10 protein-coding genes are annotated in these 13,824 nt (G+C 54.8%); 6 read left to right on the top strand and 4 right to left on the bottom strand.

The window, feature by feature from the left end; genetic code table 11:
* The first annotated feature begins 87 nt into the window (after positions 1-87).
* The 5 genes from RHD99_RS10375 (at position 88) to RHD99_RS10355 (ending at position 7,332) form a co-directional block, all read left to right on the top strand.
* On the top strand, positions 88-582 hold the full coding sequence (locus tag RHD99_RS10375) for an SH3 domain-containing protein (protein ID WP_183269476.1): 495 nt from the start codon (positions 88-90) through the stop codon (positions 580-582).
* A gap of 59 nt (positions 583-641) precedes the next feature.
* A complete protein-coding gene (locus tag RHD99_RS10370; protein ID WP_309878693.1) occupies positions 642-1,595 on the top strand; it encodes a hypothetical protein in 954 nt (317 codons plus the stop codon).
* Between the two features lie 33 nt (positions 1,596-1,628).
* The gene (locus RHD99_RS10365; protein WP_309878692.1) at positions 1,629-3,014 is read left to right on the top strand and encodes a serine/threonine protein kinase; all 1,386 of its coding nucleotides are present in this window, start codon (positions 1,629-1,631) and stop codon (positions 3,012-3,014) included.
* A gap of 145 nt (positions 3,015-3,159) precedes the next feature.
* Positions 3,160-4,866, top strand: a complete 1,707-nt coding sequence (gene treA, locus RHD99_RS10360; RefSeq protein ID WP_309878691.1) for an alpha,alpha-trehalase TreA — start codon at positions 3,160-3,162, stop codon at positions 4,864-4,866.
* Positions 4,867-5,154: 288 nt separating this feature from the next.
* On the top strand, positions 5,155-7,332 hold the full coding sequence (locus RHD99_RS10355) for a TonB-dependent siderophore receptor (RefSeq protein ID WP_309878690.1): 2,178 nt from the start codon (positions 5,155-5,157) through the stop codon (positions 7,330-7,332).
* 124 nt (positions 7,333-7,456) lie between these two features.
* Here RHD99_RS10355 and csiR read toward each other — a convergent pair whose 3' ends face one another.
* The 4 genes from csiR to glaH form a co-directional block, all read right to left on the bottom strand.
* Positions 7,457-8,140 (bottom strand): DNA-binding transcriptional regulator CsiR, encoded by a 684-nt coding sequence (gene csiR, locus RHD99_RS10350; protein ID WP_309878689.1) that lies wholly within the window; start codon positions 8,138-8,140, stop codon positions 7,457-7,459.
* A gap of 98 nt (positions 8,141-8,238) precedes the next feature.
* Entirely contained in the window at positions 8,239-9,687 is a 1,449-nt protein-coding gene (gene gabD, locus RHD99_RS10345) for an NADP-dependent succinate-semialdehyde dehydrogenase (RefSeq protein ID WP_309878688.1), read from the bottom strand.
* Between the two features lie 23 nt (positions 9,688-9,710).
* A complete protein-coding gene (lhgD, locus tag RHD99_RS10340; RefSeq protein WP_309878687.1) occupies positions 9,711-10,979 on the bottom strand; it encodes an L-2-hydroxyglutarate dehydrogenase in 1,269 nt (422 codons plus the stop codon).
* A gap of 27 nt (positions 10,980-11,006) precedes the next feature.
* Positions 11,007-11,984: a glutarate dioxygenase GlaH gene (gene glaH, locus RHD99_RS10335; protein WP_309878686.1), complete on the bottom strand. Its 978-nt coding sequence runs from the start codon at positions 11,982-11,984 to the stop codon at positions 11,007-11,009.
* Positions 11,985-12,338: 354 nt separating this feature from the next.
* Here glaH and RHD99_RS10330 point away from each other — a divergent pair, with 354 nt between their 5' ends.
* Entirely contained in the window at positions 12,339-13,820 is a 1,482-nt protein-coding gene (locus RHD99_RS10330; RefSeq protein ID WP_309878685.1) for an APC family permease, read from the top strand.
* The last annotated feature ends 4 nt before the right edge of the window (positions 13,821-13,824 follow it).

Raw genomic sequence — 13,824 nt, 5'->3', positions numbered from 1 at the left:
CATTCTTCAGATTCCTGGACTTCTTCTTCGCCACTTCACCCCCTTCTCGGCGACCAGGTTTGAATCATTTTTTCAGGGAACGTTACGATGAAATTGCGCAATCTGTTGATCCTTGCCGTTGTTGCCACTGTTGTAGGTTGTAAAGCACCACCGCCAAAAATGACGGACGATACTCTCGTGACCAGTGAAATCAACGGTGTCACGCTGACACACCGCTACGCGGTAGCCGCACCTCACGAGTTCACCCCTGTTAACGCCAGTTATCGGGCGCTGTACCCGGGGTCAATTATGACCAAACCGGACTTTGGCGGGAAAGTGGTCAGCACCCTTGAAAATGGGCAAAGTTATACCGTTTTGGGACAAGTTGAGAATAATTGGCTCGCCATTGCGGAGCAGGATAAACAGGAAATGTTGGGTTATGTCCCGACACGCGCCCTGGTGAAAAGTGAACTGTATGCGCAGACGCTGAAAAAAGACCGCCCACGTCCACGCCGTGCGGCTAAAAAAACCACCTGTGTTGCAGTTGATGGCGGCAGCAAGGCCTGTCAGAACGCGAACAGTGGTACCTGGATCATTGATTAATTGTCGACGTTTACGTCACGCTTTTTTTGTTTAAGTTTGTTCGTCTAACAAGGATTTCTATGAAACTCTGGCTTTCGGGTCTGGCGCTACTGCTGGCATCGACCACGGCGTGGGCTGCTGGGAACTATCGTATCGTCCAGTCTCCTTCGCAAAAGCTGGATGTCTGGATTGACGATGTGCAAAACAACACGCCGCAAAGTTGGTGTGCGCCAGAACTTCCGCTGCGTATTGTCGCCAATGGCGATAAAAACCCGGCGTTGCTCAATGTTTTTATGCCACGTCTTGGGTCGCTGCTGGAAAACCAATGTAGCACCGTGCAATTAGTCAGTTGGCGAATGGAAGATCCACAAGGTCACACACTCGCAGTTGGCACGGCGAACAAAAGTAGTGACTGGGCGGTGATTATTGCGCCTGTGGTTTCCAGTGAACCCAATGCCCAACCTGCGCGCGAAGAAAACTCACCGTTAGCTGACCGCACGCCCTGGCAGGAGTTTACGCTTCAGGACGGCTGCCATCTGCGTACTTTCTGGCAAGGTGATGCCAATGCCGCCGCCCTGTTTATTCCCAACGGCAAGTGTGAAAAAGGCGGCTGGTTAAACGGTCGCAGCGAAATCATTCAAAGTGGTGTTAGCGGTGAAACGCGCAATGTGATGACCTTTGTGCATGGTTTCCCGGTCAGCGGATTAAGCTCTGAGGCAGGCTCTGACAGCCTGCTGATCACCAGTCTCAACAACGAGCGAATGGTGGTCAGCAATGAACACGCCCCGCAGAGTTGGATGATTTTGCCGTATCACCCGGAGCTGAATGGCTGGCGAGCGACCGGGATCGTTGCCGTTGAAGTGCCACGAGAAATGGCGGTGGATGAAGCTGCTATTCAGAAACGTTTAAACGTCGTGCGAAAAGTTTGGGCGGCGTGGCTTGCGCCAGAGACGCCTATCACGCTGTTGTTGATTGACTCCCTGCGTCCGCAATTGCGTGACCCTGCGGTTGGCGCATGGCGCGCACAGAAGTAACCCTTACGTTTCGTCGAGCAGAGAAAGGCCATCATGACTGATAAAGATTACAACACAGAAACGCCTGACGCTCTGCCGCCTGGTTTCCGTTTCGACGAGTTTGAAATTCAGCAAGTGACTGAATCGACAAATACCAACGTGGTCTATAAAGCCTGGGACCACCAGTTGGAACGCCCGGTCACTATCCGCGAATTTATGCCGCGCGCACTGACGGTGCGCAGCGATAACATGCAGCTGGTGTTACGCAGTAAACAAGACAGCCAGGCGTTTAATGTCGGCATGAGCCGTTTTGTGCAGTCGACCCGTCAACTTGCGCAATTTAATCATCCAAATTTGCTACAAGTTTTCAGCTTCTGGACGCAAAACGAAACCGCTTATGCAGCGACGCGCTATTCCAACGATGTCACGCTGGCTGAACTGCATCAGCATCAACCCGAAATCATTAATGAAGCCTGGATCCGCCGTATGCTGCCCATGTTGTGCGGCGCGCTGGCAACCTTACATGATGAAGGATTTATCCATCGTGACCTGTCGTTAAGAAGCATTCATATTCAGGACAATGGCGCACCATTGCTGCTTAATGCTGGCGCTCCACGCCCTGGGCAGGCGGAAAATGGCGATGAGATTAAAACGCCGCTGAACCCAGGTTTTGCGCCACTTGAACAATACGCTGAAGACCTCGAAGGCCAGCTCGGGCCGTGGACGGACATTTACGCACTTGGCGCCGTCCTCTACACGCTGATTACCGGCACCTGCCCGCCCGCCAGCGTCACGCGCACCATTCATGACCCTTGCGTAAAACTCGCGAAAAACCGCCCGGAAGGTTATTCCCATAGTCTGTTGCAGGCCGTCGATAGCGCGCTGGCGTTAAAACCTGAAGACCGCCCGCAATCTATCGCAGAATTTGCGGCATTAGCTGAAATCCCGTTGAGCGGCGTTAATGGCATGGCACCGTCGAAGCAGCCCGGCACCATGCTGGTAGCAGTGGAAGATGCCGAAATATCGCCACTTTTGCCCTTCAATAAACGCTACAAACTCCCTGCGCAAATTGCCGCCAGTTTGCTGGTCGGCGTGGCGATTGGCGGTTTGATTTTTAGTCATTCCTCTCCTTCTGTTCCTTCGAGCCAGACTGCCAAAGCCGAAAAACCGGTGGCGGAAAAAGAACAAGCCATCGCGCCTAAAGCGGCTCTGCCCGTGGTTGATGGTGCGATAGCGCGCATTTATGTTCGGATGAACGACGGCGAACAACTTGATGTCAACGGCAAGACCGAAAATGTCACGCCTGGAGCCAATGGTTATGGTTTCCTGCAATTACCTGCGGGCAAATATGAGCTAACGTTACGGGCTAATAATCAGTCTCGAAGCATGACGTTATCTGTAGAAAAAGAGGGAACGTGGTTGGTTAATCCGCAAGGATAAGTTGACGGTTAGCAAGGCGGTAATTTATCTGCTTTATCAGATTATGAGACATCTCCCCTTTCACTGGCCGGAAATTCGTCTAAGGTTTTCATAGGGTTGATCGCGGAAAACCTTCGCCGTAGTAGCCTGTAAAGGAGAACAATTAATGATAAATCCTGTTTTGCGTCGTCCTCGCACGTTATTATTTGCGATTCAAATAGCTATCGGTTGTACGCTCGTGACTTTCACTTTGCCCTCGTCGGCCGCAGGCGATCTACAAGCGCTGCCCCAGCCGCCTGATGTCCTGCTTGGCCCACTGTTTACCGATGTACAAACAGCAAAATTATTCCCCGATCAGAAAACATTTGCTGATGCCATCCCCAGGAATGATCCGTTGATGATCCTTGCGGATTACCGCATGCAGCGCAATCAATCAGGTTTCGACTTGCGCCATTTCGTTAACGTTAACTTTATTTTGCCCAAAGAAGGTAAAAAGTATGTCCCGCCTGAAGGACAGACGTTACGCGAACACATCAACAGTTTGTGGCCAGTGCTAACGCGCACCACAGACAGCGTAGATGAATGGGATTCGCTGTTACCGTTGCCGAAACCATATGTAGTGCCGGGGGGACGTTTCCGCGAAGTCTATTACTGGGACAGCTATTTCACCATGCTTGGGCTTGCAGAAAGCGGGCACTGGGACAAAGTGCAGGACATGGTCGATAACTTTGCCCATGAAATCGACACCTGGGGGCATATTCCTAACGGCAACCGCAGTTATTATCTGAGCCGCTCCCAGCCCCCCTTCTTTGCCTTCATGGTTAAACTGCTCGCCAGCCATAATGGCGACGAAACCTACACCACCTATTTGCCGCAGCTGAAAAAAGAGTACGGCTACTGGATGCAAGGCAGTGAAGCGCTGGAACCCGGTGCTGAAAATCTGCGGGTGGTGAAACTCAAAGATGGTTCGGTGTTAAACCGTTACTGGGATGATCGCGACACGCCGCGCACCGAATCGTATCTGGATGATGTGACCACAGCGAAGAACAATCCCAATCGACCGGCGACTGAAATTTATCGTGACCTGCGCGCGGCAGCCGCTTCGGGCTGGGATTTTAGCTCTCGCTGGATGGATAAACCCGAACAATTGGGCTCAATCCGTACCACCTCTATCGTTCCGGTGGATTTAAACGCACTGCTCTTCCAGATGGAAAAAACTCTGGCCCACGCCAGCATTGTGGCGAAAGACAGCACGGGTGCCACGCAATATCAGCAATCGGCAGATGCGCGCCAAAAAGCCATGGAAAAGCATCTCTGGAACGATAAACAAGGCTTCTATGCTGATTACGATCTCAAAACCCATGCCGCGCGTTCGCAACTCACGGCTGCGGCGCTGTTCCCGCTTTACGTGCATGTCGCGTCGAAAGATCGCGCGGATAAAATGGCTGCCCTCACCCGCTCTCAACTGCTGAAAGCCGGGGGGCTTGCCACGACCAATCTGAAAACGGGCCAGCAGTGGGATGCCCCAAATGGCTGGGCACCGCTTCAGTGGGTGGCGACTGAAGGTCTGCAAAATTACGGGCATAACGATCTGGCGATGGAAGTCTCCTGGCGTTTCCTGACTAACGTGCAACAGACCTATAACCGCGAGCAAAAACTGGTGGAGAAATATGATGTCTCGACCACCGGCACAGGCGGTGGCGGCGGTGAATATCCGTTGCAGGATGGATTCGGCTGGACTAACGGCGTCACATTAAAAATGCTCGATATGCTGTGCGCTAAAGAGAAACCGTGTGATTCCGCTCCGGACAAATTGCCTTCTGCAACGCCTGGACCGGTTAAAGATACTTCTGCAAAAGCCGTGACTCAGTAATCCCTTTTACCCTCCTCTCCTGAAACGGGAGAGGCTGGGAACACCGTATTTCTGCCGTTAAAGAATATTCCTCACCTGAAGAACGCCCCCCACCGCTGCTAAAAACAATAATATTTTCATGGGTTTTCATCACACCCCTGCCAATATTTGCACTTGAATCATCAAATAATAACGATAATAATTCGCATTCTTATAAACGCAGTGGTATCACCTGAATTCACACGACTATTGCTGACGAAGATCAGTAGCCCAGGTGATTAAAACAAGACCTTCTTGGGAAAATATCAAATGAAACTGGCATTTACAGTAAAGCGTTCTGCTTTACTCTGCGCGCTTGCACTCCCGGCACCCGCTTACGCGCAGGCTGAAGATACCGTCATCGTCACCGCCACTCCGGCACAAACCTCCACCAGCCAAACTGAAGGTTATAGCGCGACAGTCAGCCGTGGCGCGACCAAAACCGATGAGCCATTGATCACCACCGGCCAATCTATTTCGGTCATTACCCGCCAACAAATCGAAGACCAGGGCGCATTAACGGTAAACAGTGCGCTGAATTACACACCGGGCGTGTTTACTGGCTTTGCGGGCGGCGCAACCCGTTATGACACCGTGGCACTGCGCGGCTTCCATGGCGGCGACGTCAACAACACCTTCCTTGATGGACTGCGCCTGATGAGCGACGGCGGCAGCTACAACGTGATTCAGGTTGACCCATGGTTCCTGGAGCGAATTGATGTGATTAAAGGGCCCTCTTCGGCACTTTACGGCCAGACCATTCCTGGCGGCCTTGTTATGGAAACATCAAAGCGCCCGCAATTTATCGAAGAAGGCCACGTGCGTGCGATGGTCGGTAATAACAAGACCAACGGTACTGCATTTGATTACACCAATGCGATTAACGACGAATGGGCGTATCGCATTATCGGTTTAACCAAAAATAGCGACACTCAGTATGAGAAAACGCGCGACGAACGTTACGCGATTTCCCCGTCCCTGCTGTGGCAGCCGGGTGAGAATACCTCGCTGGTGCTGCGTGCTTATCTGGAAAAAGATCCTTCAGGCGGATTCCATGGCTCTGTTCCGGCGGATGGCAGTATCTATTCTTCTACCGGGCGCAAAATCAGCACCGGTTTCTCTGACGTTGAGCCGGGCAATGACGAATTCAAACGCCACGAGCAGATATACAGCTACGAGTTTGCGCACAGCTTTAACGACGTGTGGGCGTTCCGCTCAAATGCCAGTTACACACACTCGAACGTTGGCCTGAAGCAGGCTTATCAGATTGGCTGGGCGGATGTGGCCCATGACGAACTGACGCGTTACTACAGCGGAGAAACCTCATCGCTGGACGCGTACGCCATCGATAACCAACTTGAAGCGGATTTTGCGACCGGCGAACTGGATCACAAAGTGGTGCTCGGCGGTGAATTCCACAAATTCACCAACAATTTGTCCGATGACTCCGCCTACACCACCAACCTCAACCCGTGGACCGGCGAGTCTGGTGGCCCTGGCGGCTTCTACTATTACGATCCGCGTGACCCAACTTACTCCACCATCAACCAGGGTCTGCTGACCAAAGCCGGTAAACGCCAGTACGAACAGGCCGGTGTCTATTTGCAAGATGATATGCAGTGGGCTCAATGGCATATGACACTCTCTGGCCGTTATGACCACATCGTGACCAAGAGCCATATCGTGGCTGATGCGATTGAGAGCGAAGTCACCGACAACCGTACCGATGACCACTTCAGCGGTCGAGCATCTTTGCTGTACGCCTTCACCAACGGGTTTTCTCCGTACCTCAGTTACAGCCAGGCCATTACGCCGCAGGTATTGCCTGATGCCGAAGGCAAACTGCTGAAGCCCACGACCGCTGAGCAGTATGAAGCGGGCGTAAAATATCAGCCGGTCGGTACGGCGGATATGTATACCGTCGCGCTGTATGACCTGACGCAGAAAGACGTGGGTAACCGCGTGGTTCAAGGCAGTTACTATGAACCCGCCGGTAAAGTGCATTCTCAGGGTGTTGAGCTTGAAGCGCGTTCTCAGTGGAACCCACGTTTCTCAACCATCGCCGGGTACACTTACAACAAAGTACGCTTTAAAGATGCCATTGACGGTAACGATGGCAACACGCCATACGTCACGCCTGATCAGATGGCAAGCCTGTGGGGCATGTTCCAGGCCGACTTCGGCATCAGCCTGGGTTCAGGTATCCGTTATATCGGCAAGCAATGGGCGGATAATGAAAATACCCTGCGCGTGCCGTCGGTAACACTGCTCGATGCCATGGTGCGTGCAGATATGGGCGCGTGGACACCTTCGCTGAAAGGTGCTTTTGTGCAAGTTAACGCCACAAACCTGACCGGCCGTGATTACGTTGCGGGCTGTTACGGTACGGGTTACTGCTACTGGGGCGCGGAACGTTCTGTGATTGCCACTGTAGGATATGATTTCTAAGGATTGTTGTGCAAAACGGCCCCAGTAAATGGGGCCGTTTCAAGGGAATGCATGCCTGTGAGCATTTGAACCCATGGATGCTGAGCTTTCCTGCATATTTTTTCTGGTAAGACATTCACCTCTATTATCCACCCAATCCCACGCCCATCGCCCCTCTGATAATCGGAATCGGCGTCAGCAAATGCTGATACATCAGCTCACCTGCCTTCACCGCATCGCGCGCCAGAATCGCGTCCATCAGCATCTGATGCTGCTCGTGCTTATCATCCAGCATCTCCACCGACAGCACCGTTTTACGCAGCCACATATAGCGATACCTTGCCGCCAGGTCGAATAGTCGCTCCCGCATCTGTAACAGATACTGCGATCCACACCCCGCGACAATCGCGGTATGAAATGCCTGATGCCGTTGATCCCACTCATCCAGCATGGTTTCGCTGGCATGGCGTGATTCCAGTTTGTTCAGCAGATGCATCCGGGCAAGCAGATCCGCCTCCCACTCTTCGCCGCCGCGTTCGATGGCGAGGCGCACCAGCATGGCCTCCATATTGGCGCGGGCGTCAAAAATATCGAGCAGTTCCTGTTCGGACATCGGCGCGACCCGGTAGCCTTTCTGGTTAATGACCGTGACCAGCCCTTCGGCAACCAGCTGTGACAGAGCTTCGCGCAGCGGGCCGACGCCCAGTTCGTAACGGGATGTCAGCAAGCTCATGCGCAGCTTTTCATCCGGCTGATAAACGCCGCGGATAATGTCGTTCTTCAGCCAGCGGTAGCCATCGATGGCCGTCGCCTGGGAAATAGTGGTCATGGTCAAACTCCTGAAAATTCAAAATACAGCCCCGACCTGCATGTCGGGGCAGACAGCTTAGCGCGTCTTCTACGGTCAGCGGCACCAGAATCAGATAATTAAAGGCCGATGCACATATATTTGATTTCTAAGTAATCTTCGATGCCGTATTTGGAGCCCTCGCGGCCAAGGCCAGAGGCTTTAACGCCGCCGAACGGGGCGACTTCGTTAGAGATAATGCCGGTGTTGATGCCGACAATGCCGTACTCCAGCGCTTCGCCCACGCGGAACACGCGGCTCATATCGCGGGCATAAAAATAAGCCGCCAGCCCAAATTCAGTATCGTTGGCCATGGCGATAACGTCGGCTTCATCTTTAAAGCGAAACAGCGGCGCCAGCGGGCCGAAAGTCTCCTCTTTTGCCACTTTGGCGCAGGCAGGCACATCCACCAGAATAGTGGGCTGGAAGAAGTTGCCGCCCAGCGCATGAGTATTGCCGCCGGTAATAATACGCGCGCCTTTTTCAACCGCATCGGCAATGTGCTCCTGCACCTTGGCGACCGCCTTGCTGTCGATCAGCGGCCCTGTGGTCACGCCTGGGGTCAGGCCGTCGCCGAGCTGCAGTTTTTCGACCGCCAGCTGGAGTTTTTCGGCAAAGCTGGCGTAGACGCCTTCCTGAACATACAGGCGGTTGGCGCACACGCAGGTCTGCCCGGCGTTACGGAACTTCGAGGCCAGCGCCCCTTCTACGGCCTTATCCAGATCCGCATCGTCAAAGACAATAAAAGGTGCGTTGCCGCCCAGTTCCAGCGACACTTTTTTGATGTCCTTCGCGCACTGGGCCATTAACTGGCGGCCAACGTCGGTAGACCCCGTAAAGGATAGCTTGCGTACCAGCGGATTACTGGTCAGCTCGTTGCCCACAGCAGCAGCGGAACCGGTCACCACGTTAAATACCCCAGCCGGGATCCCGGCGCGACTCGCCAGTTCCGCCAACGCCAGCGCCGAGAACGGTGTCTGACTGGCGGGTTTGAGCACCATGGTGCAGCCTGCCGCCAGCGCCGGTCCGGCCTTGCGGGTGATCATCGCCGACGGGAAGTTCCACGGGGTGATCGCCGCCGTCACGCCAATTGGCTGTTTGATCACCAGCAGGCGTTTATCGGCCTGATGGCCTGGAATGGTGTCGCCGTAAATCCGTTTACCCTCTTCGGCGAACCACTCTATAAAGGAAGCGGCATAGGCAATCTCACCTTTGGCCTCTGCCAGCGGTTTGCCCTGCTCAAGGGTCATTAGCCGGGCCAGATCGTCCTGGTGGGTCATCATCAAATCGAACCAGCGGCGCAGAAGAGTAGCGCGCTCTTTGGCGGTGAGCGCACGCCATGCGGGCAGAGCGCGGTTGGCGCCCTCAATGGCAGCGCGGGTTTCCTCGGCGCCCATTTTCGGCACGCTGCCCAAAGGCTGGTCGTTCGCCGGGTTGGTGACGGTGATTGTTTCACCACCGTGTGCGTCGCGCCACTCTCCTTCTATATAGGCTTGTTGGCGGAATAAGCTGAGATCATTGAGTTGCATGATGGTTTCCTGTCTCTGAATGATTAACGGGTAAACGCGGCATGGACAGTTTCCACACTACAGGCTGCCTGCAAAGAACGCCCGGGGTTATGCTGACTGGCCAGCAAGGTTTGAACCTTGCTCACAATATGGGCGCCAATCGGGATTGCCGAGGTGGCTGCCGGTGAGGGGGCATTGCAGGTGTGCAGAGTGCGCGGCGTGGTGACAAACAAAAAGTCGTCGATTAATTTGCCGTCGGGCGAGACCGCCTGCGCACGCACACCCGCAGGCCAGGGGTGCAGATCCTTCAGGGTCAGGCTCGGGCAGTATTTTTGCACCAACCGCAGATAGCCGCTTTTGCACAATGAGTTTTTCATCTCCCCCAGCCCCGAGCGCAGGTTGCGCTGCAACACGCGGCGGATGCCGGGCGAGCCCAGCATCTCCAGCGTATCGGATAACGAAAAATCGCCCTTGCGATAGCCTTCGCGCTTAAAGGCCAGCACGGCGTTGGGGCCGACGGTGACGCTACCATCGATCATCCGCGTCAGATGCACGCCCAAAAACGGCATTGCCGGATCGGGGATCGGGTAGATAAGGTGGTTCACAATCTGATTATGTTCGGGGGCCAGGCGGAAATACTCCCCGCGGAACGGGCAGATAATAAAGCCGGGGTCGATGCCCAGCATGCTTACCAGCCGGTCGGCCATCAGCCCGGAGCAACCGATCAGCGTCGCCGCTTCGTACTCCTGCCCCTGGCGGGTGTGGATGACCACGCCGCTGGCGTGCTCCTTCAGGGCGCTGACCTCCGCGCCGTAAATCACCTCGCCACCTTTCGCCAGGAAGCGTTGGGCCATCGCCGCTGCCACCTCGCGATAGCTGACAATCCCGCTGGAGGGGACAAAAATCCCCCCAAGCCCGGTGATATTGGGCTCGCGCTCGCGCAGTTCCGCGGCGCTTAGCCAGGTGCGTTCCAGCCCGTTTGCGGCGGTGCGTTCCCACAGCGCCTGCATCCGCGCCATCTCCTGTTCGGAGGTGGCCACCAGCAGTTTGCCGCAGTTGTCATAGGCAATGCCATGTTGATCGCAAAAGGCTTTGGTAGCCCGATTACCGGCGAGGCAGAACTGCGCCTTCAGGCTGCCGGGGGTGTAATAGACCCCTGCATGGATCACGCCGCTGTTGTGCCCGGTCTGGTGGCAAGCCGGGCCTGCCTCCTTTTCCAGCAGGGCGATGCGGGCATCCGGGTAGACCTCAATCAACTGCATGGCGGTCGACATGCCGATAATGCCGCCGCCGATAATCACAAAATCATACATCCGCTCAATTCCTTTGCCAGTGAACCCTTACTGATGCGTCTGGTAGTGCTGGGTGGCGTAGCTGATATAGCCGCGCTGACGCATCAGTTCGCGGCGCAGGTCTGGGTGTGGGGTGAAGCGATCGCGACCGTGCAGCCAGAACAGATTATTAATCAGCAGGAATTTCCCCACTGGCACCGGAATGGAAAGGATGTTTTTGCTGCCTTCCAGCGCGTCAGACAGTTCGCTGAGCCAGACGCCCTCGGCAAAATCTTTCGGCTGGGCGAACTGGTCTATATAGCGCATCACCGGCCGACCCTGCTGATCGACGTCAAACACCGGATGGAACACATCTGCGGTGACGTTTTTACTCGGCGGCGCGGTCCAGCGCAGCGGGCGGCGGGCCAGCGGGTGGCTGAAGAACTGATCCAGACTCTCCCAGTCGTCGAGGTGCAGCAGCAAGGAGTTGCCGCCCTGCATGTTCTGCTCGTCGATTTTCATCATCAGCACGTAGTCGGTCACCTCCTCCACGAAGGTACCGTCGTTGTGCAGCTCCAATACGCGATGGGGCTGGCGCAGGTAGCTGTCTGAGTTATCGACGTTTTTCACCACAAAACGGGCGTAATACTGGCCGCTCATGGCGTCGTAATTGGAGCGCCCGATGAGGTGCGCCACGGCGGTGGCAATCTTCACCATCTCATCGGCCTGGGCGACGTTATCGATTCCCACCGCGTCGATCAGCAGCGCGCCTTCGTCACGGCTAAGCAACGTGTTCAGCAGCAACGGCTGGAGCTGGTTGCAGCACATGTCGTCGAGGATCTTCGCGATTTTGAAGCGCAGAAAGGATTTGTATTCCAGCGCCTGCACGGGCCACTGCTCTACCTCCCGCAGGAATTGCTGCGTGACTTCTGCGGAGAACGTGAGTTCCAGCAGACGCGGAGACTGCACGGATGGCGCGATACTGAAACCAGTGATAGTACGGGATAACGCATCGTCAGGCTGTTTTACGGCAGTAAGTGCATTCATCAGAATCAATCCTCTCAGAAAGTCTTCAGGAGACAGGGGCAGTGCATTTCGTAGCCATAAATTAAAAATATCTACATTTTTGAGAAATGGGCATATATCGCTCAAATTGTTTAAATTTTGTGACGTAGGTGTAAAAAACGGGCAGAAAAAGGAAGCAAAAAACGCGGTTTTCTATCGATGCAAAGGTGATAGCGTGATAAGCCTCACGGAAAAAGCAGAAAAACAGCAACAAAAACGTGACATATCCACACAAATCTTAACAAATTGCGACGGCGAGACTGTACGGCCTCCTGGCGCTCCTCTATACCTTGATCCGTGTTACCTGCGACACATCAACAACACAGAGAAAAACGTATGGAACAGACTTCTGGCAAGAAAAGTGAAGCAATTCATAGCGATAATAAACCTCAATTTAACCGCTCCATCGGACTCATCTCTAACTTTTCACTCGGGTTCACCTACCTCTCGCCGCTGACGGCTGTCTATTCCCTGTTTGCGCTCGCCGTGACGCTGGCGGGGCCACCGGCGATCTGGTGGATCCCTATTGTCGCCTGCGGGCAACTGCTGGTGGCGCTGGTGTTTGGCGAAGTGGCTTCCCAGTATCCGATTACCGGCGGGTTATATCCCTGGGCGCGCCGCCTGTGGGGCAAAAAATATGCGTGGATCGCCGCCTGGATTTACCTGTGGGCGCTGGTGGTCACCATCACCTCGGTGGCGGAATACACCGCCACCTTCGTCGGCTCGCTGTTCGGTTATGCGATCTCGGCAGGCAACATGCTGATCACCTCGGTGGTGCTGTTACTGCTGATGATGGCGGTGAACATGTCCGGCACCAAAAACCTCGCCCGGGTCGCCCGTATTGGCTTCTGGTGCGAAATCGTCAGCGTCATTGCGCTGGGGATTTATCTACTGTTGTTCCACCGCGCACAGCCGTTCTCGGTGGTGTTTGACTCCATGGGCGTGCTGGCGAAAGACGGCAGCTACCAGCCCGCGTTTATGGCGGCGGCGCTGATCGGCCTGTTCATGTTCTTCGGTTTTGAAGCCTGCGGCAACGTGGCGGAAGAGGTGAAAAACCCGAGCAAAAAAATCCCAATTGCGATGATCCTCAGCATCGTGTTTGGCGCACTTTCGGCGATGGTATCTATCCTCGGCTACCTGCTGGCATCACCCAATCTGATGAATATCGTCAACGGCAAAATCACCGATCCGATCCCGGCAATCCTCAACGAAGCCCTCGGTGAAACCGGCGCCATGGTGTTTATCATCATCGCGGTGATTGCCATGTTGTCATGCATTCTGTCGCTGCAGGCCGCGTTAAGTCGCCTGATTTTCTCTTTCTCCCGCGACCAGATGCTACCGGGTAGCTCCTGGATGTCGAAGCTGTCGAAAAACAGCGTGCCGGACAATGCGATGATCGTCAGTTGCCTGCTGCCGGTGACCATCTGCGTGTGGGTTTATTTCCAGCCGGATAACCTGGCGCGCATCACCGCCTTTGCGGTTATCGGGATCTACATTTCCTTCCAGATGGTGGTACTGGCTGCCCTGCGCCAGCGCCTGAAAGGCTGGAAACCTGCCGGGGAGTGGACCGTGGGCGGCTGGGGAATGCTGGTTAACGTGCTGGCGCTGGCCTATGGCCTGTGTGGGATCTGGCTGCTGGCGCAACCTGCCGAGAGCAGCAGTTTTATCGACCGCTGGACGGTGCTGGTTGGGCTGGCGGTGGTGGTGATTTCCGGGCTGGTGTACATGACGCTGTCACGGCCGTTCGGGCGGTCAAACGCCCCGGAAAACGATGCCATCGAACATGCCAAACGCCTGAAGGCGGAACAATCTCTGTAACTTA

The sequence above is a fragment of the Buttiauxella selenatireducens genome (assembly GCF_031432975.1).
In the GTDB taxonomy this organism is placed as follows: Bacteria; Pseudomonadota; Gammaproteobacteria; order Enterobacterales; family Enterobacteriaceae; genus Buttiauxella; species Buttiauxella selenatireducens.
This window is presented reverse-complemented; position numbering and strand designations above follow the sequence as displayed.